Source organism: Shewanella zhangzhouensis, assembly GCF_019457615.1.
In the GTDB taxonomy this organism is placed as follows: Bacteria; Pseudomonadota; Gammaproteobacteria; order Enterobacterales; family Shewanellaceae; genus Shewanella; species Shewanella zhangzhouensis.
In genome coordinates this window covers 3,215,549-3,240,763 of the sequence record NZ_CP080414.1, presented here as the reverse complement: position 1 = coordinate 3,240,763, position 25,215 = coordinate 3,215,549, and the positions used below count along the sequence as shown (strand labels likewise).

The window sequence follows — 25,215 nt, the reverse complement described above, 5'->3', positions numbered from 1 at the left end:
ACTGTGCACTTAACCACAGACCCGGGCGTCAGCCCCAAGTAGAGTGAGACATCACCCAGTCGTGTTTAGGGAGTCGAGTCCATGAAAATTCAGTTTATTGCCACCGTCGTTGGGCCACTCGGTCCGGACGTGCTCCAGTCTCTGGCCAAGGTCAGTCGTGAGCTGGGGGCTGAGTGGCTTTCCAGCAAGCTCATCATGCTGGATGGTCAGTTTGCCGCCATGATGAAAGTCAGCATCGACGACGATAAAGAGGCCGCGTTGAGAGACAATCTGGCGCGGGAATTCCCTGCCCTGGGATTTGTTTATGCACCAGTGGCTGCGGTGGAAGGGCCTGTGCAGCAGATACAGGTGGAACTCGACTGCAATGACAGACCCGGATTGACCCGGGATGTGAATGACGTTCTGGCCAATCTTGGTGTGTCTGTCTCCCATATGGAAAGCCACAGGGTGCAGGTCACAAGCCTTGGGCGCACTCTGTTTAACGCCTGCTTATCAGTGGCATTGCCGCCTGAGATGGACATTGGGACACTGACCTCGGCGCTGGAAGCGGTGGAGCCCAACGCCAGGGTCCATTATCGGGAATCGGCCTTTGCGGCACACAGAGTTTGATCTTTGACCGGGGCGGCGCTAATCTGCCGCCAATTGCCATTACCGGAACACTGTTATGTCTGTTGCCGATATTATTTCCGCCAAGCTGAATGAAGCTTTTGCCCCCACCCATCTTGAAGTGATTAACGAAAGTTACATGCACAATGTGCCCAAGGGCTCTGAAACTCATTTCAAGGTCGTCATTGCCAGTGACAGCTTTGAGGGACAACGTCTGATTGGCCGCCACCGCGCCGTGAATGCGGCGCTTGCGCAGGAGCTGGCCAACGGGGTTCACGCCCTGTCGATGTTTACCTATACGCCCGACGAGTGGCAGGGTATGGATACGGTACCTGCATCGCCCAAGTGCCGTGGCTGACCTGGTTATTGTGCACCATTAAAACACCCGCCCCCGGCGGGTGTTTTGGTTTTCACCCTCTGCCATGGACCTTGGCGGTTTCCTCGCTGTGGGTTTTCTGTTATCAATAGGTTGCATCGATAACAATAACGACATAACTACAGCTAAATTATGGGAAAACTGATTGGATTTTTTGAGGGGACAACCGAGGCCGTCGGTAGGCTGGTGGGTTGGTTTACCCTTGGCATGGTGCTGATGACCCTCGCCGTGGTGGTGCTCCGCTATGCCTTTTCAACCGGTGCCACGGCGCTGCAGGAAACGGCGCTGTATCTTCATGGCGCCGTGTTTACCCTGGCGGCGGGATTTACCCTGAAACGCGATGCCCATGTGCGGGTAGACGTGTTTTATCGCCAGTGCAGTGAGCGTACCCGTCATTGGATGGATTTCGTTGGTTGCCTGCTGTTTCTGTTTCCCCTGTCTCTCGCCATAGGCCTGTACAGCTTTGATTATGTGATGAATGCCTGGCGTATTCATGAAAGCTCTGCAGAGGCTGGCGGTCTGCCCTGGGTTTACCTGCAAAAATCACTGCTGCTGGGGCTATGTGCCAGTTTGATATTGCAGGGACTGTGTGAGCTTTACCGTCATGGCAAGGCGCTCTTTGGCAGGGAGTCCTGCTGATGGCGCTGCTGCTGTTTCTGATCATTTGTCTGGTATTGATGCTGGGCTACCCGGTGGCACTCACCCTGGGCGGCGTGGCCTTTTTGTTTGCCCTGGTCGCCAGCTTTTTCGGCGCCTTCGATATGGGGCTTTTTGGCCTGCTGCCCAATCGCATCTTCGGCATTCTGAATAATCAAATTTTGATGGCGGTGCCGCTGTTTGTGTTTATGGGCGTTGTACTGGAAAAATCCCGGATTGCCGAACAGTTGCTCACCACCATGGGCGAACTCTTGGGGCGTTTTCGAGGCGGCCTGATTTTCAGCGTATTTTTTGTGGGCGTGCTGCTTGCGGCCAGCACCGGCATTGTCGGCGCCACTGTGGTCACCATGGGGCTGATGTCACTGCCAACCTTGCTTAAGCGCGGTTACAGCCCCGAATTCAGCGCCGGTGCCATCTGTGCCACCGGCACCCTTGGGCAAATCATACCCCCTTCCATCGCCTTGGTGCTGCTGGGTGACGTATTGTCCAATGCCTATCAGCAGGCTCAGCTGAAGATGGGTATTTTCAATCCCAAGTCTGTGTCCGTGGGCGATCTCTTCGCCGGAGCTCTTATTCCCGGCTTGATGTTGGTCAGCCTGTATATGCTCTACACCCTGTTTCGCTTATGGCGCTCTCCGGCGGATTTTGGCACTGCTCTTGTGCAGGAAGCTGAGCCTACGTCGCTTGCCAAGGTGATTTCAGCCTTACTGCCGCCGCTGCTGCTGATTTTTCTGGTTCTCGGCTCCATTCTGGCCGGTATTGCCACCCCAACTGAGGCGGCATCTGTGGGGGCAGCAGGTGCGCTGGTGATTGCGCTGCTCAAGCGGCAAATGAGCATGCTGGCGTTGAAGGAAGTGATGCAAAGCACGGTCAAAATCACCTCCATGGTGTTTTTGATATTGATTGGTGCCTCTGTGTTTTCGCTGGTCTTCAGGGGGCTTGGCGGCGAAGAGCTGATACATAACCTGTTTGCCAATATGCCAGGTGGTGTGGTGGGGGCCATGTTGCTGGTAATGACGGTTATCTTCGTACTCGGATTTATCCTCGACTTTATCGAAATCACCTTTGTGGTGGTGCCTCTGGTTGCGCCCATTTTGCTAGCCATGGGGCTGGACCCAGTGTGGCTTGGGATCATGATTGCCCTCAACCTGCAAACCTCCTTCTTAACCCCGCCCTTTGGTTTTGCCCTCTTCTATTTACGGGGCGTGAGTGGTGACAGTGTTTCGAGCGGACAAATTTATCGTGGGGTGATTCCTTTCGTCATCCTGCAGTTACTGATGTTGATACTACTTGGGATTTGGCCGGCACTTGCCACCTGGCTGCCGTCGGTTTTGTATGGCTGATGATGTCCAGGCCTGTTTAAAGGAGTAAGGAAAATGCAAACAAGAATAGCAATTTGCCTTTTGATGGCCGTGAGCCTGCTGTCCGGCTGCAATGGCGACAAACAAGCCGCTGAGGCAGCGCCGATAGTCAGCGTCAAGCCGATAGAATGGAAGCTCGCCACGTCCTGGCCCAAGAATTTCCCCGGCCTTGGCACAGCGCCGGAACACTTTGCGGTGATGGTGGATGAAATGTCGGCCGGACGTCTCAAAATCAAGGTGTATGGGGCAGGGGAGTTGATGCCGGCACTGGAAGTGTTTGATGCGGTCAGTCAGGGCTCCGTACAGATGGCCCACAGCGCGTCTTATTACTGGAAAGGCAAGGCGCCGGCGGCGCAGTTTTTCACCTCCATACCCTTTGGGCTCAATGCCCAGGAGATGAACGGTTGGCTGACCTATGGCGGCGGACTGGAGCTGTGGGAAGAGGTGTATGCTCCTTTCGGTATTCTGCCTTTGCCGGGGGGCAACAGCGGCGTACAGATGGGCGGATGGTTTAATAAGGAAATCAACACCATTGATGACCTTAAAGGGCTTAAAATGCGCCTGCCTGGCCTGGGTGGCGAAGTGCTGAAACGCCTGGAAGGGGTGCCCGTTACTCTCCCGGGGCGTGAGCTCTATACCGCTATGCAGACCGGCGCCATTGATGCCACCGAATGGGTGGGACCATACAACGATTTGGCCTTTGGGCTGCATAAGGTGGCCAAGTATTACTACTATCCTGGCTGGCATGAACCGGGTACCACGCTCGAATTTATGATTAACAAAGCCGCTTTCGATAAATTGCCCAAGGACTTGCAGGCCATAGTGAAGATTGCCGCCAAGGCGACCAATCAGGATATGCTGGATGAATACACCGCCCGCAACGTGGGGGCACTGGATTCGCTGGTGAAAGAACATGGTGTGGTGCTCAAACAATTTCCCGAGGAGGTAATGGCGCAACTCAGAAGCGTATCGGCGGAGGTAATCTCTGAGCAGTCGAGCCAGGACCCTATGATGAAAAAAGTGAACGATGCCTACCGTGAGTACGAGGCCGGTGTCAGGAAATACCATCTGATTTCGGAAGACGCCTACACCCGTTTACGGGAATGAGTTTTGGCAGGCCCTGCTTTGATGCTATGCTTGCGTCACTTTGCACCACCCAATTGTGCCCCAACAGAAGGGGCTGGAGAGCACCATGCCATTATTGGACAGTTTTACCGTTGATCATACCCGCATGAACGCCCCGGCCGTGCGCGTGGCCAAGACCATGAGCACCCCAAAAGGCGACACCATTACCGTGTTTGACCTGCGTTTTTGTGCCCCCAACAAAGACATTCTCAGTGAGCGTGGTATCCACACTCTCGAGCACCTGTTTGCTGGTTTTATGCGTGATCATCTCAATGGTGATGGTGTCGAAATTATCGATATCTCTCCCATGGGCTGCCGTACCGGCTTCTACATGAGCCTGATTGGCGAACCGGCAGAAAAGCGTGTGGCGGATGCCTGGCTGGCCGCGATGGAAGATGTGCTGAATGTGGTTGATCAAAAGGCCATACCCGAGCTCAACGAGTATCAGTGCGGCACCTATGAGATGCACTCACTGTCCCAGGCGCAAGACATTGCCAAAGCCGTGATCGCCGCCGGGGTCAGTGTGAACCGCAACGACGAACTTAAACTGGCAGACGAAATTTTGCACAAACTCTAATTTCTCTGACAGAACGTCAAAAAAGCGGCGCCAGCCGCTTTTTTTTCGTCTAAAATCATCCATGTCACAAAAAAATTACAAATAGACCACCCAAGGTGGTAATTCCGGGATGAATGGATGAAACAAACCCCTGTGCTTGTAGGCTGCCTATTGATGGGCGTTACAAGTTCTCTAGGTTGGGCGAGTGAAGTTACAACGTCCGATACCAGTCCTTTCTTTATTGAGCGACTCGGGTTAAATACCCCGTCAGCACTGCCTCTCTATCCGTCCGGCCTGATGGTCGGCCGGGGCGATATGTTTGGCGAAAGTCGCTTTCTCCATGCCGACAGTCACGGCGCCATCCCAGACTTGATGGGCACTTCTCTTGCGGCAGCCCCCTATGTTGCTCCGGGTGTGTGGCTGGATGCCGGCCGTTTTGGTATTGAGGCCATGGAAAATTGTGCCTCGTACTCTGAGTGGGCTTTACTTGACTGCGGCAACCAAAGCGGCGGTGATTACTTGGTTCCGTCGATAGGCACCAGTGGCAATTCCATAGGGCTTGAAGCGCGGGATGATAAAACCGGCGGCCTCAGGGCGGCGTTTGCCTCCCGCAATGATGCCCTCGATATGAGCTTTGCCGGCAGCCACCTGAGACGTGAAGAAGGCGACGACTGGTGGATTCAGACCAAGGATACCGAAGTCTTTGTTGGCCTTGGGGCCTCCAGTTTACCCGGCGCCAGAAAAAAACAGCGTACCGAGCTCTCCTGGCTTTATAAAGATGCGACTTCAACCCTGCCCGGAAGCAACTGGATACAGCAGAGTGACAGACAGCGTTTGCAGCTCAGTCACAGCGTTCAAACCGGCGAAAGCCGTCGTACCGACACCCGGCTGTTTTATCAGGAAACCGGGTTTCACAGCTTTCTGGCCAATATGACGATGACGCCAACGCCGCCGATTATCCCGATCGATGAGTACAGCGGTAAACTTGGTGACAGTGCCTATCATACCTATGGCATTGTCAGTGAGAGCCTGGACAGATTTGGTGCCCATTCAATAGGCTACCGTCTCGCTTATCAAAGGGAAGGCGCAGAGTATTTGCTGGCAGACAAACACATAGAAGACAGCGCCAGTGTGCTGGATCTCGGTGTTCGTGGCCGCCTGGGCTTTGATTGGGTCGATATCGAAGTGGATGGACTGTGGCGCCGCGCCGATTTGACAAGGGATAGCACCGAAGCGGGCACTGACTTCAGGGTTGACGACTGGCAGTACGGTGTTGGCCTGTGGTTTGCCAATGACAGCGTTGTGCTGAGGGGAGAGCATCGCTTTGCCCCGCCATCACCCGGTAATCTCCAGGCCTTATCCCAAAGCGCCGATCACCTGCGTTTAACGGCGCGTTGGCCTTTGGGCGACTTGATGCTCCAGGGTGAGCTTTGGTATCAGGCATTTGATAACTTACATTTTGATTGCACAGAGCTTTCTGATTGCGAAACGGTTCGCGGCGTGTCTCAACTCAATGCCGGCGAGGTGGATGCTGAGGGGCTGAGTCTGGGGCTGCAGTGGTCAGGGCAATTCGGCATGGTAAAGATGCCCCTGTCTATCCAACTGGAGGAGAATCGTGCCAGTTTTGCGTCAAGCGCCTGCCTTGAACAGTACTCGCTGTGTTGGCAGGATGGTGACCGGGTTCCCTGGCAGCCGCAGCGGCAAGTGACCCTGGCGATGGGGTTGGCAGCAGGTGAGTGGTCACTCTCAGTGATTGGCCGTGACAGTGAATTTGTTGATGAAAACCAGCGCCGAATCGATGTCAGTCTCAGTTGGCAACGTGGTGCCCATCAGGTGTATCTCAGAGGGGATAATGTGTCCGCCGAGCCGCTGTCAACACCCACCGACTTTGGTCCAATATCCGGTGAAGTTTTAGTCAGTCTAGGATATCGCTGGCACGGTTGAACTGTAGACCTTATTGTCTCTCAAATTGTTTATGAGCCTGCTGGTAAACTAAGCAGGCTCATTTGGTTTTTATGGTTTTAAATTGATATTTATCAATTGGATAATTTTATGGTTGCGACATTTTTTTAAATCTGTCACGGCGATGAAAAAGCTGGCAGGAAAACCTTGAAATTCACTGCAATCAGGCGCTCGGGAAGTTTGAAATCACTTATAATTTTCGTGGCGATGGCAGGGCGTTTGGGGTAAAATGCGCGCGACCAGCGTGATTGCGATCGCATTTCTGTGATAAATCTGCGCCAGCTCAACGCGAACGGTGTTGTTTAAAACCGGGTGCCCCGCAGGAACGCGGCGCTTTGTCTTTCCTTCAAACGTAGTGCATGTGGATATGATTACAATTAAGAAAGGATTGGATTTGCCCATTGCGGGTGGTCCAGAGCAAGTTATCCATGATGGCCCAGCCATTAAACACGTAGCTACATTGGGTGAAGAGTATATTGGCATGCGTCCTACCATGAGAATCAAGGTAGGCGACAAGGTAGCCAAGGGTCAGGTGATTTTTGAAGACAAAAAGAATCCTGGCGTTAAATATACGGCTTTGGCCAGTGGTACTGTTACTGAAATCAACCGGGGTGCCAAGCGTGTGCTTCAGTCTGTGGTGATCGAAATCGAAGGTAACGATGCCGTTGCTTTTGATAAGTTCGATGCCGCCCAACTGGACAGCTTGAGTGCCGAGCAAGTAAGAAACAACCTGATTGAATCAGGTATGTGGACCGCCCTGCGTACCCGTCCTTTCAGCAAGGTGCCTGCAGTGGATGCGTCTCCTGCCGGTATTTTCGTTACCGCCATCGATACCAACCCCCATGCCGCCAATCCCGCTCTGGTGATTGCCGAGCATAAAGACGATTTTGCCAATGGCCTTAAGGTGCTGGCAAAACTGACTGAGGGCAAGGTTTATCTGTGTAAGGCGCCAGGTGCCGATATCCCAGCCGCTAATGCCGAAGTGCATGAGTTTGGTGGTGTACACCCTGCTGGCCTGCCAGGTACCCATATCCACTTCATTCTGCCTGCGTCTGCCAAGCGTACCGTGTGGCATGTTGGCTATCAGGATGTGATTGCCATCGGCCAACTGTTTACCACCGGTGAGCTAAACAACAATCGCGTGATCGCGGTTGCCGGTCCAAAAGCCGTTAAGCCTCGTCTGGTGCGTACTCTGCTGGGTGCCAGCATTGAAACCCTCACAGCCGGTGAAGTGGCTGAAGGCAAAGTGCGCAAGGTGTCTGGTTCTGTTCTGAACGGCCGCACCGCTACTGGTCCTCATGCCTATCTGGGTCGCTACCACCTGCAGGTTAGCCTGCTGGAAGAAGATACAGAGAAAGAGTTTATTGGCTGGATTTTGCCAGGCTCGAACAAATTCTCCATCACCCGTGCCTTCCTGGGTCACCTGTCCCCAAGTCGTTTGTTCAACATGACCACCAGTACAGGCGGTTCTGACCGTGCCATGGTGCCAATCGGCAACTACGAGCGTGTGATGCCACTGGATATTCTGCCAACCATGCTGTTGCGCGACCTGGTATCCGGTGATGTTGATGGCTCTGTTGCCTTGGGTGCACTGGAGCTGGATGAAGAAGATTTGGCACTGTGTACCTTTGTATGCCCTGGCAAGTATGACTACGGTTCCTATCTGCGCGGCTGCCTGGATACGGTTGAGAGGGAAGGCTGATGAGCTTGAAAGATTTTCTTGAGCGTATTGAACCGCAATTTGAAAAAGGCGGTAAATACGAGAAGTGGTATGCCCTGTATGAAGCAGCCGCCACTATTTTCTATACGCCAGGTCTGGTGAACAAGGGCAAGACCCACGTTCGCGATAACCTCGACCTCAAGCGTATGATGATCACCGTGTGGGCCTGTGCCTTCCCGGCGATGTTTGTTGGTATGTACAACGTAGGTCTGCAGGCTCAGCTGGCGCTGGCTGCCGGCTTCGCGACTCCAGATGTATGGCAGGTTAGTCTGTTCGGTATTCTCGGTACTGAAATGACAGCCGATGCCGGTTGGGCCACCCTGATGTGGTATGGTGCCTGTTTCTTCCTGCCTATCTATGCCGTGACTTTCGCGGTGGGTGGTATCTGGGAAGTGCTGTTCGCCATGGTGCGCGGCCACGAAGTTAACGAAGGCTTCTTCGTAACTTCTATCCTGTTCGCTCTGACCCTGCCCGCCACTATCCCATTGTGGATGGTTGCCCTGGGTATCACCTTCGGTGTGGTGGTTGCCAAAGAAGTGTTCGGTGGTACCGGACGTAACTTCTTAAACCCTGCGCTGGCCGGTCGAGCCTTCCTGTTCTTTGCCTATCCGCTGAACATGTCCGGTGACACCAGCTGGGTTGTGGCTGATGGATTCTCCGGTGCAACTCACCTGAGCCAGGCTGCTACCGGTGCCCTGGATTACAGCCTGAACCAGGACTGGTGGAATGCCTTCTTCGGCTTTATTCCAGGTTCTGTAGGTGAAGTATCGACTCTGGCAATTCTGCTGGGTGGTTTGGTCATCATCTATACCCGTATCGCTTCTTGGCGCATCGTCGGTGGTGTACTGGTGGGTATGATTGCCGTTTCCATGCTGCTGAACCTGATTGGCTCTGACACCAACCCCATGTTCGCCATGCCTTGGTACTGGCACCTGGTACTGGGTGGCTTTGCCTTCGGTATGATGTTCATGGCAACCGACCCTGTGTCTGCCTCTTTCACCAACCAGGCCAAGTGGGCCTACGGTATCCTGATCGGTGCCATGGCGGTGTTCATTCGTGTGATCAACCCTGCGTTCCCTGAAGGTATGATGTTGGCCATCCTGTTTGCCAACCTGTTTGCGCCACTGTTCGACCATTTCGTGGTACAGGCAAATATCAAGCGGAGGATTGCCCGTGGCTAAGAATAAAGATTCGTTCGGAAGAACGCTGTTTATCGTTGTTGGCCTGTGTCTGGTGTGCTCGATCTTCGTATCGACTGCGGCCGTGTTACTGCGCCCAACCCAGCAGGAAAACAAGCTGCTGGATAAGCAAAAGTACATTCTGGAAGCCGCCAGTCTGATGGATACCAAGGCCGCTAACGTGACCAAGGCTGACATCCTGGCGACCTATAACAAGTATGTTGAAGCCCGCGTGGTGAACCTGAAGACCGGTGAGTTTGTTGATGGCGTGGATGGCAATACCTTTGACCAGGAAAAAGCTGCCCGCGATCCAAAAACCTCTTCCAAGCCAGAGCACGATATTGCTTCTATCAAGCGTGTGCCTGATCAGGCTGTCGTGTACCTGGTGCGCGATGATGCCGGTGCGCTCAAGACTGTGATCCTGCCTGTGAAAGGTTATGGTCTGTGGTCTACCATGTTCGCCTTCCTCGCTCTGGAGCCGGATCTGAACACCATTCAGGGTCTGGTTTACTACGACTTTACCGGTTCAGGTGAAACTCCTGGTCTGGGTGGCGAAGTACAGAATCCAAAGTGGAAAGCGCTGTGGCACGGCAAAAAACTGTTCGACGAGCAGGGTAAGCTGGCAATCAGCGTAACCAAAAACCCAGCAGTAGCTGCGTCTGTACATGGCGTTGACGCCCTGTCCGGTGCGACTCTGACCAGTAACGGTGTTCAGCACTCGCTGACATTCTGGCTGGGTAAAGAAGGCTTTGCGAGTTTCATTGAAAAAGCACGCAACGGAGGGCTGAGCTAATGGCCAACGAACTGAAAAAGGTTCTGACCGGACCTATTATCAATAACAACCCGATTGCGCTGCAGATCCTCGGTGTTTGTAGTGCGCTGGCAGTAACCAGCAAGCTGGAAACTGCACTGGTGATGACCCTGGCGCTGACCGCAGTGACTGCGTTCTCGAACCTGTTCATCTCCATGATCCGTAACCACATTCCCAGCAGTGTACGTATTATCGTCCAAATGGCGATTATCGCCTCGCTGGTAATCGTGGTTGATCAAATCCTGCAAGCTTACGCCTATGACGTAGCCAAGCAGCTGTCAGTATTCGTGGGCCTTATCATCACCAACTGTATCGTGATGGGCCGCGCCGAAGCCTACGCCATGAAGACGCCTCCAATGATGAGCTTTATGGATGGTATCGGTAACGGTCTGGGTTATGGCGCCATCCTGCTGTCTGTAGGCTTCGTTCGTGAACTGTTCGGTAACGGTTCGCTGTTCGGCGTAGAGATCCTGTCCAAGATCTCTGACGGTGGCTGGTATCAGCCCAACGGTCTGCTCCTGCTGCCGCCAAGTGCGTTCTTCCTGATCGGTGTTCTGATTTGGATCATCCGCACCTACAAGCCTGAGCAAGTTGAAGCAAAAGGATAAGGTCAATGGAACATTATATCAGTCTGTTAATCCGCTCTGTTTTCATTGAAAACATGGCCCTGTCCTTCTTCCTCGGCATGTGTACCTTCCTGGCCGTGTCCAAGAAGGTAAAAACTGCCATGGGCCTGGGCGTTGCCGTTATCGTGGTACTGGCGATTTCTGTACCCGCTAACCAAATCATCTATCAGGGCATTCTGGCGCCTGGCGCACTGGCATGGGCCGGTGTTCCAGAGGCAGATCTCAGCTTCCTGAAGTTCATCACCTTCATCGGTGTTATTGCTGCTCTGGTTCAGATCCTCGAGATGGCGTTGGATAAGTACTTCCCACCGTTGTACAACGCGCTGGGTATCTTCCTGCCACTGATCACCGTTAACTGTGCAATCTTCGGTGCTGTGTCCTTTATGGTTGAGCGTGACTATAACCTGCCTGAGTCGCTGGTTTATGGTGTGGGCTCGGGCATTGGTTGGGCACTGGCCATCGTATTGCTGGCGGGTATCCGTGAGAAGATGAAGTACGCCGATGTGCCTGACGGTCTGCGTGGTCTTGGTATCACCTTTATTACCGCTGGCCTGATGGCGCTGGGATTCATGTCGTTCTCTGGTGTGTCCCTGTAAGGGGCACCTCAAGAAGGCTGTTAAGTAAAGGTCTTCTAAGGATAAATTAATGGATATTCTTGGTATTTTTAAATCTACTCCACTCGAGGTTTACCTCGGTGTGAGTATGTTTACCGCCATCGTACTGGTGTTGGTGCTGGTGATTTTGTTCGCCAAATCCAAGCTGGTTTCCAGCGGTGACATCACTATTGGTATCAACCACGATCCCGAAAAAGCCATCAAAACTGCAGCTGGCGGCAAACTGCTCGGTGCATTGGCAAACAGCGGTATCTTCGTATCATCAGCCTGTGGTGGCGGTGGCTCTTGTGGTCAGTGCCGTGTGCATGTGAGGTCTGGTGGTGGCGACATTCTGCCAACTGAACTGGACCACATCTCCAAGGGCGAAGCCAAAAAAGGTTGTCGTCTGGCGTGTCAGGTTAACGTAAAAACCGACATGGAAATTGAGCTGGAAGAAGAAATCTTCGGTATCAAGAAGTGGGACTGTACTGTTATCTCCAACGATAACAAGGCAACCTTCATCAAGGAACTCAAGCTGGCCATCCCTGATGGTGAGTCTGTACCTTTCCGTGCCGGTGGTTACATCCAGATTGAAGCCCCTGCTCACCATGTTAAGTACGCCGATTTCGACGTACCTGAGAAATATCGTGGCGACTGGGAACACTTCGGTTTCTTCAAGCTGGAGTCCAAGGTTGATGAGCCGACTATTCGTGCTTACTCCATGGCCAACTACCCTGAAGAGTTTGGCATCATCATGCTGAACGTGCGTATTGCGACGCCTCCTCCACGTAACCTGAGCCTGCCATGCGGTAAGATGTCTTCTTACATCTGGAGCCTGAAGGCCGGTGACAAGGTGACCATTTCCGGTCCATTTGGTGAATTCTTTGCCAAGGACACTAACGCTGAGATGGTCTTCATCGGTGGCGGTGCCGGTATGGCCCCAATGCGCTCGCACATCTTCGACCAACTCAAGCGTCTGAAGAGCAAGCGTAAGATGAGCTTCTGGTACGGTGCCCGTTCCAAGCGCGAAATGTTCTATGTAGAAGATTTCGACGGTCTGGCGGCCGAGAATGATAACTTTGTGTGGCACGTTGCCCTGTCTGATCCTCAGCCAGAGGATAACTGGGATGGCTACACAGGTTTCATTCACAACGTACTGTACGAAAACTATCTGAAAGACCATGAAGCCCCAGAGGATTGTGAGTTCTACATGTGTGGACCTCCAATGATGAACGCGGCAGTAATTGCCATGCTCAAAGACCTCGGTGTTGAAGACGAAAACATCCTGTTGGATGACTTCGGCGGATAATGGTGTTGGCCCCCGGTGCTCAGGGGGCCAAGTTTCTTAACAGTGTCTGTAAAGAATCGAGAATTGCAGGTCCCAATGAAAAAGACCTTATCAAACTGGCTGGTCCTTGTCGGACTGGCCTTTTTTATTTCAGCTTGTTCTAAAGCACCCGAGGTGGTGAGCCTGTCAGGCAGCACCATGGGCACCACGTATCACATCAAGGTAGTCCCCAGTGACGCCTTACCCCAAAGCCAACTTCTGCAGGCCGAGATTGACCTGGCATTGGAGCGGGTGAATGACCAGATGTCCACGTACCGACCCACCTCTGAGCTGAGCCGCTTCAATCAGTTGCCATTGGAGCAGGGTGTGGAAGTGTCGGACGACACTATCAAGGTGGTTCGCGAAGGTATGCGTTTGTATGACGTCACCGATGGTGCGCTGGATATTACCCTTGGGCCTCTGGTTAATATTTGGGGATTTGGACCGGATAAGCGTCCTATCAAGTCTCCTACCGAAGAAGAGATTGAAGCTGCCAAAGCACGCACCGGTATTCAGAATATCAGCATTGACGGTAACCGCCTCTATAAGCGCAATGCTCATCTCTATGTAGATTTGTCATCCATCGCCAAGGGGTATGGCGTGGATGTAATTGCCGATTTGCTGGATAAGTATCACACCAGTGGCTATCTGGTAGAAATTGGTGGCGAACTGCGCATCAAGGGCACCAAGGGGGATGGCAGCAGCTGGCGTATAGCTGTTGAAAAGCCCCAGGCTGAAGGCCGCGCAGTGTCTCAGGTAATCGAACCCGGCAATATGGGTATGGCTACCTCGGGCGATTATCGCAACTACTTCGAAGAAAATGGCAAACGCTTCTCGCATCTGATAGACCCAAGAACCGGTTATCCCATCGAGCACACCTTGGCATCTGTCACCGTGCTGCACCCAAGCTGTATGACTGCCGACGGCCTTGCGACGGCCATGATGGTACTGGGCACTGAAGCGTCATTGGAACTTGCCAAACAGCAGGGACTGGCGATAATGCTGATTGAAAAACAGGGCGAAGAGTTTGTGGTACACTACAGCGACGCATTTTTGCCCTTCGTTAAGTCCACTCAGGAGTGATGTATGAGTACCTTTATCGCAGCTTTTGCGGTGCTTATGGTGTTTTTCCTTTTGATGTCAATTGGTTATATCATCAAGAAAAAGGCCGTTGCCGGTAGTTGCGGAGGCCTCGGTGCCTTGGGTATCGATAAAGCCTGTGACTGTGATGATCCCTGCGACAAGCGCAAAGCCAAAATGGCTGCCGAAGAGGCTCGCAAGGAAAAGCTGACCAAGGACAGGATCCTTTAACGCAGGACAGCATCAAATAAAGGCTCCCATGGGAGCCTTTATTGTTTTCCGCCTCGGTTTTATTTCCCCGAATAAACACCTATGCTGGCTATACTGGCATGGGTCGGTCATTCAGCACCAAACGGGGGAAAGTGTTATGAGTTCTGCACCCGAACATATACTGAATTCTGTTGCTTCTATTACCGAGCAGCGTCAGTTGCAGTCACTTGCCACCTGTTTGATTGAAACCATTGAGCAAACACTGGGGGTAAAGCAGGTTGCGGTTATCAATGTGGGCGATTTGCCTCATTTTCCAAAATTCCTCACCTCAACCGATTTCGTGCTGGCACTGGATAATCCACCACCCTGTGTGCAGCAATGCATAGAAACCGGTAAAAACGCAATTTGCGATCAGGATGAGCGCTGTAAGGTGGCGCTGCCGGTCAAAATGAATGATGCCGTGGTTAAGGTGCTTCTGGTTTACGACCTCGACTTGAACAATGCCAACCTGATGATGCTGCAGGCATTCGCCCGTATTTACGAAAACTTTGCCCGGGTCGTACTCGACAGCCAGACCGATGGCTTAACAGGCCTGCTTAACCGAAAGGCCTACGACGCACGCCTGTTTCATCTTTTCAGCCACATTCGGACAGAGACCCGCAGGGCACCCTATTTTTGGATGCTGACCTTTGATATTGACTTCTTCAAGAAGATAAACGATACCCTTGGCCACCTATACGGGGACGAAGTCCTGCTTCGGATTAGCCGGGCGATGAATGACTGCTTCAGTGACGAAGATGCCTTATTTCGCTTCGGGGGTGATGAGTTTGTGGTGCTGCTGGACAACAAATCTCAGCATGAAGTCGAGTACATCTGCCGTAAGCTGATGGCGGACGTCGGTAAAATCCAGCACGAAAAAACCGGCCCGGTCACGCTTTCTATCGGGATAACGTCACTCACCCTGGAAGATAACCCCATGTCCGTTATGATGAAAGCCGACAAAGCCCTCTATTTTGCCAAAGACAATGGCCGCAACAGATGGGCGTTTTATCATGACCTCTTTAATCATGGCGATTTGCTGCCGACGCAAATCGATGACGATATAGAGCTGTTTTAATCCCCGCTCGTTGATAAGCATAAACGCAATAAGAATAATTAACCTTTAGATGTTGTTGATATTAAAGGAAAAGTTGATTATTCATCCCAGCTGTACTAGGGTTGAAATTGATGTAGATCAATTTTCATCCAACCAAGGACGTTTGCTTATGAAAGGCCATGCCAGTGTGGTAAGCCACCTCAACAAGGTATTGACTGCCGAGCTTACTGCAATCAATCAGTATTTTCTCCATGCCCGGATGTTCAAAAACTGGGGGCTGGAAAAGCTCAACAGCAAGGATTACAAAAAATCCATCGAAGACATGAAGCATGCCGACAAACTGATTGAGCGGGTGCTTTTCCTCGAGGGATTGCCCAACCTTCAGGCATTGGGCAAGCTGCGGATCGGTGAACATTCAGAAGAAATGCTGGGCTGCGACAAGAGCATGCTGGAAGAGCAGTTGCCTCTGCTGCGTGCTGCCATCGCCGAATGCGAAAAACTGCAGGACTATGTAAGCCGCGACATCCTCGAGGACATCCTTGAAGACGAGGAAGAGCATCTCGACTGGCTTGAGTCCCAGTTTGAGCTTATTCGCCTCACCGGCATTCAAAATTACTTGCAGTCGCAAATGGACGATTGAAGGAGAGCAAAATGAAAGGTCATCAGGAAGTTATAGATGCGCTGAATGGTTTGCTAACCGGTGAATTATCGGCCATGGATCAGTATTTTGTGCATGCCAGAATGTATGAGGATTGGGGACTGAATGAGCTTTACGAGCGCATCGCCCATGAATCAGACGACGAGCGCGAGCATGCGGCCAAATTGGTGTCCCGTATCCTGTTTCTGGAGGGCACGCCGGATGTCGCCAGCAGGGAAAAGCTCAACATAGGCAAAGATGTGGAAGCCATGTTAAAGAGCGATCTGGCGTATGAATACAAGGTGGCCGACAACCTGCGACGGGTTATTGCCCTGTGTGAAACCAAGGGGGATTATGTCACCCGTGAGCTGCTGCAGCAGCTGTTGGAAGAAACCGAAGATGACCACCTGTACTGGCTGGAAAAACAACTGGGTTTGATAGACCGCGTTGGTTTGCCCAATTACCTCCAGTCCAAAATGTCCTGAAGCTATTTGTTTACTTTCTGCTTCACCTCCATGGAAAACGCCGGCAAGTACGCCGGCGTTTTTATGTTAAAGACGCCCAGCTGTACGGAGCTATTTGCCTAAATTTACTGTGATTTCACTGTTATCCTGCGGCTATTGTTGCTAGATTGGTGGGCTTATTTCGCCCAACAACAATAACTGCGAAAGGGTAATCCGATGGGACATATCAAACGTTCTTTGAGCCTACAGCTTGTACTGACGCTGGTTGGCGCTCTGGCGATATTGCTGGCGCTGGTCGCAACCTTTTTGGTGCGTGATGCCAGCCAATCCACCCGCGCCACCATTGATGGCGACATCAATGCGCTGATGGAGCAAAAAAGCCGCGACATTCGTGGCTACTTCGTTGCCAAGGGCCAGATCATCCATGCGGTGTTTGCCGAGCCCGGCCTGGTGGATTGGTTTACCCATTACAAGGCCAGGGGCAGCAATCTTGCCAGCGATGCCCAATATCAGCGCATAGTGCAGTACTTCAGATATTTTTCCGACAAGGATGCCGATATCAAGTCGGTATTCTTTGGCTCTGCCAATACCTTTGAATATTTCGACCTCAATGGCCGTTACGATGGCGACCCCAATTACTACACCAACAAGCGTCCCTGGTGGCAGGAAGCTCTGGACAAGGGCGGTCTGTTTGTGGGCGACCCGGCTGTCGATGCCAATGATGGCTCTATCTCGGCAACGGTAAAAACGCCGGTTTATGGTGCCAACGGCCAGTTGTTGGGTATTGGCGGCATGGACATTCTTATCGATACCATTGGCAAGTCGCTGCTGGCACCCATTAAATATCAGGGTTCTGGCCAGGCGTTTCTGATGACTGGCGATGGCAAGCTGGTGTACTTCCCCGGATTTAACGAGAGCTTTCCTCCTGGCTCAGCCATTCAAAAGGTCGACAATAATGGCAGCGAAGGTTTCACTGCCCTTGGCCAGCTGATGCAGCGTCAATCAAGTGGATTTACCGATGTGGTCTATCAGGGGAATCCCCAACGCGTGGCCTTCGTTGAAGTGGCGGGGGACTACCCCAAACAAAAATGGCACCTGGCCTTTATGCTTCCCCACGAGGTGATTGAGGCGCCGGTGCGCGATGCATTCTGGAATGCCTGCCTGATGTCCCTGGGTATCATCCTCCTGGTGGGCGTGACCGTTTGGCTGTTGCTACTCCCGCTTCGCAGGCAGCTCAAGTCGCTGCTCGGTGCCATGGACAACATGGCCAGTGGTGAGGGTGATTTGTCCCGCCGTATCGACATTCAGCGGGAAGACGAGCTGGGACTCATGGCCGATGCCTTCAATCGGTTTGCGGCCAAGGTACAACAAATGCTGCGCCAGACCCGCGACCTGACCCGTGACGTGGATGACGGCATTGTCGAAGCCCGTAAAATTTGTGATGTGGCTGTTGGCGCCGTTTCCAGGCAAAAGGCACAAATCGACTCGGTAGCGGCCGCCGCTATCGAAATGGCTCACACCAGTCAGGAAATGGCTGCCAGTGCGCAGCGGACGGCTGACTTTGCCGAAACTGCCCAGACACAGGCCGATGACGGCAAACAAATAGTCGCTGAGGCTACCACCGGCATAGAAACCCTCTCATCCAGGGTGATAGAAGCCGCGGCAGTGATAAAAGATCTCAGGGGCAGCTCAGAAAAAATTGGTGAAGTACTCAGCGTTATCCGTAACATTGCCGAGCAAACCAACCTGCTGGCGCTTAACGCCGCCATTGAAGCCGCCAGGGCCGGAGAGCAGGGACGGGGTTTTGCCGTGGTGGCCGATGAGGTGCGCACCCTGGCGTCCCGTACTCAGGATTCTACCGCCAACATTCAGGGCATCATCCAGCGCTTGCAACAAAGTGCCATGGAGGCTGAATCCGTGATGGAGGCAGGCGTGAACGACGCCAAGCGTGGGCAATTGCTTACCAGTCAGGTGCAGGATTCACTTGGCAAGATCACCGATGCCATTGGCGCCATATTGCAGCAAACCACTGAAATTACCGTGGCCATCGGCCAGCAGGCGGTGGTGGCCGATGAGGTGGCGCAGAACGTGGAAAATGTGCGCGGACTGTCCGATGACTCCCATTCTGCCAGTCAGGAATTGGCGGGCAGCCTCAAGGCATTTGAGCAGCTCACCCACGCACTGTCCGGCAATATCTCGCAGTTCCGGGTGTAAGCCGGGTAAAAAGCGCCTCAGGGCGCTTTTTTATTGCCTGTAATTCTGATACTGTTTTTATATACAGTAATATCAGGGCTTACCCATGCGAAAAATCATTCATATCGATATGGACTGCTACTTTGCAGCCGTCGAGATGCGCGATTTTCCACAGTACCGCGGCAAACCACTGGCGGTAGGCGGCAGCAGCGACCGGCGAGGTGTCATCAGCACCTGTAACTATGAAGCCCGCGCCTTTGGTGTGCGCTCTGCCATGGCTTCGGCCTATGCCCTTAAACTGTGCCCCAACCTGCTCCTGGTTCCCGGCCGGATGGAGGTATACAAGGCTGTTTCGCAACAAATACGCGAAATCTTCAGTCGTTATACGTCCCTGATTGAACCTCTGTCGCTGGATGAAGCTTATCTGGATGTGAGTGACTGCAGCTTGTATCAGGGCTCGGCCACCCGTATTGCCGAGGCGATTCGCAGTGACATATTCAAAGAAACCGGCCTGACGGCCTCGGCGGGCGTGAGTCCTATCAAGTTTGTTGCCAAGGTTGCTTCGGATCTCAATAAGCCCAATGGCCAGTATGTGGTGTCGCCCGATACCCTGATACAATTCGTCAGAGCCTTACCCCTGGGTAAGATCCCCGGTGTCGGCAAGGTCACCGAAGAAAAGCTCAATGTGCTGGGACTTAAAACCTGCGCCGATGTACAGCAGGTGCCGCTGACGCTGCTGACAGAGCACTTTGGTAAATTCGGTGCCGTTTTGTACGAAAGGGCACATGGCCGGGATGAGCGGGCCATCGTCTCCCATCGCGAGCGGAAGTCCGTGGGGGTAGAGACCACACTGCCCAAAGACTTGCACACCCGTGAGGCATGCCTGGATGTGCTTTCATCACTCATTCCGGAGCTTAATCGTCGTCTTGGCCGCAGTGCTTCGGGGCGACGTATTCACAAGCTGGTGGTAAAGCTCAAGTTTGATGATTTTCGTCAGACGACCATAGAAAGCCGCGCCGAAGAACCCTCGGTGAGATTATTCGAATCGCTGCTCAGTCAGGCCTTTGTGCGTGCCGAGGGCAGGGGCATTCGCCTGGTGGGAATTGCCGCGGGCCTCGTGTGTCAGAGTGAGTCAGAACAGGAGAGCAGCGCCCAGTTGGCGTTAAGCCTTTAGCGATGAATAAAACTTTCTTGATGCGCCTGTGGTTGTGAGTCAGCGCCTGGGCATCTAAAATAGCGCTGTTTCGTGGCCAGTGGGCCGTGAGTTTAACAGTGAGCACAGCGTGAACAATCCCAAATCCCAACAGCGCGTTTCCAGGCGTCAATCCCCATCGGCCAACGCATCTTCTCCCTGGCAGAAGCAATCCCACGGCAAGCCGTCATCAGGGCGCAAGCGCAGCGACGCGCAGGATGATATGCGACCCGCCAGAGCCGAGCGCTATCAAGGCCGCAATCAACAGGAGCGCACTCAAGGCGACAAGGGGAGCGCAGTGGAGCAAGCTCAGGGCAAGGAAGGGCGCGAGAGAAAAGGCGCTGACCGAAGCTCGGGTAAGGGACGTTTTGACCGCAACCCAGGTTCAGGCCGGACCGAACGACGCGACTCTTATCAACACAGAGAAGATATGCGCGGAGAAGCTACGCGCCGAGAAGCTCCTCGCCGAGAGCCAGCGCACAGAGCGTCCGGCGCCCAGGCAGGTTTCGATGGCAAGGATCAGCGCCTGAACGAGACCCGCCTCTACGGCATTAATGCCTGCCGAGAAACCTTCAAGCTGCGCAGCGATGAGGTGATTAAGCTGTATCTGGATGAGGAGACTGCGCCCAAGTTTGCCGATGTGATGAAATACCTCGCCAGAAACCGCAAGGCATACCATGTGGTTGACGCCGATGAGCTGGAGAAAATTGCCGGCAGTCAGCATCACGGCGGTGTTGTGATGGTAGTGCGTCGTAAACCGGTACAGGACATGGCGGCCTATTTGGCTGCCAACACTGCTAAATCCCGGGATTGTTTACTTGCCCTCGACGGCGTGGGTAATCCCCACAACCTGGGCGCCATTATGCGCAGTTGTGCCCATTTCGGCGTGGCAGGCATAGTGATGACCGAAGCCGGATTACTTCAGTCCGGTGCTGCCGCCCGCACCGCGGAAGGGGGCATGGAACATGTGGAGGGCATTCTCTGTGACAGGCTGACCGATGCGCTGCAGTTGTGCCGTGATGCCGGTTACAGCATCATCACTACTTCCAGCCATGGTGGTGAGTCTCTCTATCGCAGTAAGCTGCCCGCTAAGGTGGTTGTGGTGTTTGGCGAAGAGATGGACGGTGTGTCCAAGGCGGTGGCGAGCCGCGCCGATATTGGCGTGCAAATTCCGGGTACCGGTTTGGTGGAGTCGCTGAACGTGAGTGTGGCGGCCAGCCTGATATTGGGTGAATGGTATCGCCAGCAGGGCTGAGTCAGTCATAACTCACGTGCTACTCGCACAACTCACCTCTTATGATAAAAGCGCCTCTGGGCGCTTTTATTCTTTTATCTCAATCGATTCGGGACAAGGATGGCAATTCGTGCCGGGTGAGATACAGCCTGATAGTCATCAGGGCTATGATGCCGCCAATCAGGGCACACAGCACATGATGCAGTACCAGGTGGCTGAGCAGAAATGCCGGTATATCCTCAAGGCCATCCATCATCAGCAGCTTTATCACCAAGGCGAAATACACAGCCAGATGCAGCAGTACTGCGGTTACACACAGCTGGGCGAATTTGCTGCCCAGATGATTGGTCTGTGACTGGTCGCTCACCTGTTTGCCCTTGAAAGGCCGCGCGCGGGAGCGCATCCAGAGGCGGTTTAGCAGATACGCCACGGAGGCAATGGCCAGTGACATTCCCCCAAGCCCCATCAAAGAGGTTTTAACAATGATGGCAGCGACCACCAGATAGCCAATAAACATCGGAAATACTCAAAAATGTAAAGCCATATGCCACAGCGCAGCAGCTTAGGGTGCCTCGCTTAAAAGTGGCTTAAGCCTCAGCGTTTGAGTGAGCCCAATATTCCCCGCACCAGACTCTGCCCAAGCTTCGAGCCCACGGCCCGGGCGAGACTCTTGAAAAAGGCTTCGGCTGCGTTATCGCTTTGCCGAGAGGATGGCTTTTTCGCCACGTTCGGTTTGGATGACGTTTGGGCTGCATTAACGCGCTGTGACAGGATTTCGAAGGCGGATTCCCTGTCCACGGTTTCCTGATATTTGTTTTTCAGCGGCGAGCGTGCAAGCAGTGCCAGACGCTCTTCATCGGATATGGGGCCGATGCGGGAGGCAGGAGGGCAGATAAGTACCCGCTCTACCTGTGTTGGTGCACCTTTGTTATCCAGCACAGATACCAGGGCTTCACCAACGCCCAGGGTCGTTATCACTTCGGCGGTGGAAAAATTCGGGTTGGGTCTGAAATTCTCGGCGACGGCCCGAATGCTTTTTTGATCTTTGGGGGTAAAGGCCCTGAGAGCGTGCTGAATTCGACAGCCCAATTGGCCAAGAATATTCGGCGGAATATCCATGGGGCTTTGGCTGATAAAAAACACCCCCACACCCTTAGAGCGAATTAGCCGCACCACCTGTTCAATTTTATCAACCAGTACCTTGGGCGCATCATTAAACAGCAGGTGCGCCTCATCGAAAAAGAGCACCAGTTTGGGTTTGTCGGCATCGCCAACCTCGGGCAGGTTTTCAAACAGCTCAGAGAGCAGCCAAAACAGGAAGGTGGCATAGAGTTTGGGAGCCTGATGGATAAGCCGTGTCACATCCAGCAGACTGATAACCCCCTTGCCGGAAAAATCGTTTTGCATCAGGTCGCCGAGCTCCAGTGCCGGTTCGGTAAAAAAGGCATCGGCTCCCTGTTCTTCCAGTACCAGCAGTTTTCTTTGAATGGCGCCTATGCTGGCAGTGCTGATATTGCCGTAATTGCCCGACAGGCTATTGCCTTTGTTGGCCATAAACCCAAGCAGCGCCCGCAAATCCTTGAGATCGAGCAGCAACATGCCTTCATCGTCGGCAAAGGCAAAGCAGCTATAGAGCACACCGGTTTGGGTATCGTTCAGCTCCAGCAGGCTCGAAAGCAGTAGCGGCCCCATTTCACTGATGGTGGTACGGGCCTGAAGGCCACGCTGGCCGTAGATGTCCCAAAAAAGCGTTGGCTTGGCAGAAAAGTTGGGTACGGCCATGCCAATGTGATTGCAGCGTTCTGAAATTTTGGGGTTGTCTTTACCTGCTGCAGCCAGGCCACTGAGGTCGCCTTTTACGTCTGCCACAAAGCAAGGCACGCCAAGCTCGGAAAAGGATTCCGCCAGCAGCTGCAGGCTGATGGTCTTGCCGGTCCCTGTTGCCCCGGAGATAAGGCCATGGCGGTTTGCCATGGCCGCGTTGAGAACAACCTGGGTATTGCCATTGCCACCGAGAAGAATGGAATTCATCTGTTGCTCTCCATGTCAGTGATGCCGAGTATTAGAGGCAGTTTTCCTCTTTATCTTCATCTTTGAAAAGGCCAGCTATTCCGGCAAAAAGGGCATTTATCACGCCAACAGCGGCATTTTCTTTGGCCGTAGTTTCTCTGTGATCCGGGTTGCTGCGATTTTGGTTGTCGTTTTCATAAACGCCAGTCACAAAGGCGCAGCCGGATTGGCTTACCTGATTGGCACTGCAGGCGGTCAGCAGCAGGGTAAGAGCTGTGGCAAGTGTCACAGGAAGTAAACGCATGAGTCTTCCTTGAATCTTATGTAGATAGGTTTATGACTGAGTCCGTCACTGATGGTTCCATGGTTATAGCAAAGAAGCCCCGGCCGGTCATGTTCCTTGACGTCGGAAATTGAGCCTAAAATAGCAAAAAGCCACCCATTGGGTGGCTTTTGATTCAGTATCAGCGAGTTACTTTACCTAATCAGGATAGCTTAGGGGTGCGTGGTGGTATTTGGCGTTTGTTACCGGTGGATTCAAACGCCGAAGCCAGGCTCAGCAGCGCGTTGTCATCGTAGGCTCGGCCAGCAAACGTCAGACCCACAGGCATACCGATATCCGCCATCACACCCATGGGGACAGTCACTGTGGGTACGCCCAGGTGACGGATGGCGAGGTTGCCATTGGCTACCCAAACGCCGTTGCTCCAGGCGATATCGGCAGAAGCCGGGTTCACATCGGCATCGGCAGGGCCCACATCGGCCACGGTGGGGAAGAGCACGGCATCGAGCTTAAGCGCATCCATCCAGTCTTCAAGGTCAAGCTTGCGGGTCTTTTCAAGGCCGCGCAGACCGTCGGGCACTGTGGCAATCTCATTCCACGGCTTGATGCCGCGCTTGGCCATGTTGACGTACTCATCCATACCGGCGGCAAGGTCGCCCTCGCGGTTTGGCAGTGTGCCAGGGTCATGGGGGAAAATCTTGGGTCCATCCACGTCCTCAAGCTTATTGAGCTTGGGGTCACCATTGGCACGCAGGAAGTCATCAAAGGCCCAGCCGGAGAGCTCCCACAGCTCGTCGTGCAAAAACTCTGGGGTGACTATGCCGCGATTGAACACGGTTGGCGCGCCGGGGCGATCGCCTTCGCAGTTGGACACCAGCGGGAAGTCCACTTCAATCACTTCGGCGCCGGCGGCTTCCAGCGCCGCTCGTGCCTGCTCCCACAGGGCAATCACAGAGTCACGGGTATGAATGCGCTGACCGGTCGGGCCGCCAATACCTGGGTTTTCGCTGGTGCCGGCGAGTTCATCCTTATTGATAAACATCTTGGGCACACCAAAGCGCTTGCCTTTGAGGCTTTCAGCGCCAGAGGCTAGGGCGAGATACGACTCGGGGCGCACTTCAGAGGCCTTGGGGATGCTTACCCAGGGCTGCATGCGCCACAGATCGCCGCGGGTATCATTATCGTCGGCTACCACCACATCCAGCACCTCAAGCAAATCTGCCATGGTGCGGGCATAAGGCACGACAACGTCCATGGTGGGGGTCAGTGGCCAATTGCCACGCACCGAAATCACGCCGCGGGACGGGGTGTAGGCGCACAGGCCGTTGTTGGAAGCAGGGCCGCGGCCGCTGGACCAGGTTTCTTCGGCAAGGCCAAAGGCGCAAAAGCTGGCAGCGGTGGCGGTACCGGCGCCATTGGAGGAGCCGGAGGCGAAGGGTGCGGTCAGGTAGTCGCCGTTATAGGGGCTTTCGGCGCGGCCATACACACCGCGCTGCATGCCGCCATTGGCCATGGGCGGCATATTGGTTTTGCCAAGGCAGATGGCGCCATTGGCGCGCAGACGCTCTACGGTGAAGGCATCGCGCTGGGCAACCAAATCTTTAAAGGCCGGGCTGCCGGAGGCGGCGGTCAAACCCTTAACCAGATAGCTGTCTTTGGCGGTGTAGGGGATGCCATCGAGCGGCCCCAGGGGCTCGCCACGGGCGCGGCGCGCATCGGATGCTTCGGCTTCTTTAAGGGCATCGGGGTTGTGCACCACCACCGCATTGAGTTTGGTGTCGGTATCGGGGCCATCAAAGGCCTCGATGCGGGCAAGATAGGCTTTAACCAGTTCGACCGCTGTGGTGCGGCCGGACTCGAGCGCGGCGCGAAGCGTTGCAATGGAAACTTCGGTTACTTCGAACATACGGGTAACTCC

At 53.7% G+C, this 25,215-nt stretch carries 25 protein-coding genes; 21 read left to right on the top strand and 4 right to left on the bottom strand.

The features are described from left to right. The first annotated feature begins 81 nt into the window (after positions 1 to 81). From K0H63_RS14115 to K0H63_RS14015, 21 genes are all read left to right on the top strand, one after another. A complete protein-coding gene (locus K0H63_RS14115) occupies positions 82 to 609 on the top strand; it encodes a glycine cleavage system transcriptional repressor (protein WP_220065231.1) in 528 nt (175 codons plus the stop codon). A 55-nt stretch (positions 610 to 664) separates the two neighbouring features. Beyond that, a complete protein-coding gene (locus K0H63_RS14110) occupies positions 665 to 964 on the top strand; it encodes a BolA family protein (protein ID WP_220065230.1) in 300 nt (99 codons plus the stop codon). A gap of 150 nt (positions 965 to 1,114) precedes the next feature. Next, entirely contained in the window at positions 1,115 to 1,621 is a 507-nt protein-coding gene (locus K0H63_RS14105) for a TRAP transporter small permease subunit (RefSeq protein ID WP_220065229.1), read from the top strand. Next, entirely contained in the window at positions 1,621 to 2,982 is a 1,362-nt protein-coding gene (locus tag K0H63_RS14100) for a TRAP transporter large permease (RefSeq protein ID WP_220065228.1), read from the top strand. The genes K0H63_RS14105 and K0H63_RS14100 overlap by 1 nt, the downstream gene beginning before the upstream one ends. Before the next feature lie 33 nt (positions 2,983 to 3,015). Further along, on the top strand, positions 3,016 to 4,107 hold the full coding sequence (locus K0H63_RS14095) for a TRAP transporter substrate-binding protein (protein WP_220065227.1): 1,092 nt from the start codon (positions 3,016 to 3,018) through the stop codon (positions 4,105 to 4,107). Positions 4,108 to 4,192: 85 nt separating this feature from the next. Further along, positions 4,193 to 4,702 (top strand): S-ribosylhomocysteine lyase, encoded by a 510-nt coding sequence (gene luxS, locus K0H63_RS14090; protein WP_220065226.1) that lies wholly within the window; start codon positions 4,193 to 4,195, stop codon positions 4,700 to 4,702. Positions 4,703 to 4,819: 117 nt separating this feature from the next. Beyond that, on the top strand, positions 4,820 to 6,625 hold the full coding sequence (locus K0H63_RS14085) for a hypothetical protein (protein WP_220065225.1): 1,806 nt from the start codon (positions 4,820 to 4,822) through the stop codon (positions 6,623 to 6,625). Positions 6,626 to 7,010: 385 nt separating this feature from the next. Next, on the top strand, positions 7,011 to 8,345 hold the full coding sequence (locus tag K0H63_RS14080; protein ID WP_220065224.1) for a Na(+)-translocating NADH-quinone reductase subunit A: 1,335 nt from the start codon (positions 7,011 to 7,013) through the stop codon (positions 8,343 to 8,345). After that, positions 8,345 to 9,544: an NADH:ubiquinone reductase (Na(+)-transporting) subunit B gene (locus K0H63_RS14075; RefSeq protein WP_011760647.1), complete on the top strand. Its 1,200-nt coding sequence runs from the start codon at positions 8,345 to 8,347 to the stop codon at positions 9,542 to 9,544. The genes K0H63_RS14080 and K0H63_RS14075 overlap by 1 nt, the downstream gene beginning before the upstream one ends. Continuing rightward, positions 9,537 to 10,334: a Na(+)-translocating NADH-quinone reductase subunit C gene (locus tag K0H63_RS14070; RefSeq protein WP_220065223.1), complete on the top strand. Its 798-nt coding sequence runs from the start codon at positions 9,537 to 9,539 to the stop codon at positions 10,332 to 10,334. Before K0H63_RS14075 ends, K0H63_RS14070 begins: the two co-directional genes overlap by 8 nt. Next, positions 10,334 to 10,960: an NADH:ubiquinone reductase (Na(+)-transporting) subunit D gene (locus tag K0H63_RS14065; protein ID WP_011760645.1), complete on the top strand. Its 627-nt coding sequence runs from the start codon at positions 10,334 to 10,336 to the stop codon at positions 10,958 to 10,960. Before K0H63_RS14070 ends, K0H63_RS14065 begins: the two co-directional genes overlap by 1 nt. Before the next feature lie 5 nt (positions 10,961 to 10,965). Next, positions 10,966 to 11,574 (top strand): NADH:ubiquinone reductase (Na(+)-transporting) subunit E, encoded by a 609-nt coding sequence (gene nqrE / locus K0H63_RS14060; protein WP_011760644.1) that lies wholly within the window; start codon positions 10,966 to 10,968, stop codon positions 11,572 to 11,574. Positions 11,575 to 11,623: 49 nt separating this feature from the next. Next, positions 11,624 to 12,880 carry an NADH:ubiquinone reductase (Na(+)-transporting) subunit F gene (gene nqrF / locus K0H63_RS14055; RefSeq protein ID WP_220065222.1) on the top strand — a complete coding sequence of 419 codons (1,257 nt, stop codon included), beginning with the start codon at positions 11,624 to 11,626 and terminating at the stop codon, positions 12,878 to 12,880. A 75-nt stretch (positions 12,881 to 12,955) separates the two neighbouring features. Then, complete coding sequence (locus K0H63_RS14050; RefSeq protein WP_220065221.1) at positions 12,956 to 13,981, top strand: FAD:protein FMN transferase; 1,026 nt, start codon at positions 12,956 to 12,958, stop codon at positions 13,979 to 13,981. A 3-nt stretch (positions 13,982 to 13,984) separates the two neighbouring features. Then, a complete protein-coding gene (gene nqrM / locus K0H63_RS14045; RefSeq protein ID WP_011760641.1) occupies positions 13,985 to 14,209 on the top strand; it encodes a (Na+)-NQR maturation NqrM in 225 nt (74 codons plus the stop codon). A 136-nt stretch (positions 14,210 to 14,345) separates the two neighbouring features. Next, positions 14,346 to 15,305: a GGDEF domain-containing protein gene (locus K0H63_RS14040; RefSeq protein ID WP_220065220.1), complete on the top strand. Its 960-nt coding sequence runs from the start codon at positions 14,346 to 14,348 to the stop codon at positions 15,303 to 15,305. 148 nt (positions 15,306 to 15,453) lie between these two features. Then, positions 15,454 to 15,924 carry a bacterioferritin gene (bfr, locus tag K0H63_RS14035; protein ID WP_011760639.1) on the top strand — a complete coding sequence of 157 codons (471 nt, stop codon included), beginning with the start codon at positions 15,454 to 15,456 and terminating at the stop codon, positions 15,922 to 15,924. A gap of 11 nt (positions 15,925 to 15,935) precedes the next feature. Continuing rightward, positions 15,936 to 16,406, top strand: coding sequence for a bacterioferritin (gene bfr / locus K0H63_RS14030; protein ID WP_220065219.1), 471 nt, complete (start codon positions 15,936 to 15,938; stop codon positions 16,404 to 16,406). A gap of 195 nt (positions 16,407 to 16,601) precedes the next feature. Next, positions 16,602 to 18,599: a methyl-accepting chemotaxis protein gene (locus tag K0H63_RS14025; protein WP_220065218.1), complete on the top strand. Its 1,998-nt coding sequence runs from the start codon at positions 16,602 to 16,604 to the stop codon at positions 18,597 to 18,599. A gap of 85 nt (positions 18,600 to 18,684) precedes the next feature. Continuing rightward, entirely contained in the window at positions 18,685 to 19,752 is a 1,068-nt protein-coding gene (gene dinB, locus K0H63_RS14020; RefSeq protein ID WP_220065217.1) for a DNA polymerase IV, read from the top strand. A gap of 109 nt (positions 19,753 to 19,861) precedes the next feature. Next, a complete protein-coding gene (locus K0H63_RS14015; protein ID WP_258405584.1) occupies positions 19,862 to 21,025 on the top strand; it encodes a tRNA/rRNA methyltransferase in 1,164 nt (387 codons plus the stop codon). 79 nt (positions 21,026 to 21,104) lie between these two features. On the opposite strand, the gene K0H63_RS14010 is transcribed toward K0H63_RS14015, so the two are convergent. The 4 genes from K0H63_RS14010 to K0H63_RS13995 all read right to left on the bottom strand — a co-directional run bounded on the left by K0H63_RS14010 (position 21,105) and on the right by K0H63_RS13995 (position 25,203). After that, positions 21,105 to 21,521 (bottom strand): hypothetical protein, encoded by a 417-nt coding sequence (locus K0H63_RS14010; protein ID WP_220065216.1) that lies wholly within the window; start codon positions 21,519 to 21,521, stop codon positions 21,105 to 21,107. A 77-nt stretch (positions 21,522 to 21,598) separates the two neighbouring features. Continuing rightward, positions 21,599 to 23,035, bottom strand: coding sequence for a helicase HerA-like domain-containing protein (locus K0H63_RS14005; RefSeq protein WP_220065215.1), 1,437 nt, complete (start codon positions 23,033 to 23,035; stop codon positions 21,599 to 21,601). A 31-nt stretch (positions 23,036 to 23,066) separates the two neighbouring features. Next, positions 23,067 to 23,318 carry a hypothetical protein gene (locus K0H63_RS14000; RefSeq protein ID WP_220065214.1) on the bottom strand — a complete coding sequence of 84 codons (252 nt, stop codon included), beginning with the start codon at positions 23,316 to 23,318 and terminating at the stop codon, positions 23,067 to 23,069. 181 nt (positions 23,319 to 23,499) lie between these two features. Further along, a complete protein-coding gene (locus K0H63_RS13995; RefSeq protein ID WP_220065213.1) occupies positions 23,500 to 25,203 on the bottom strand; it encodes an amidase in 1,704 nt (567 codons plus the stop codon). Positions 25,204 to 25,215: the final 12 nt, after the last annotated feature.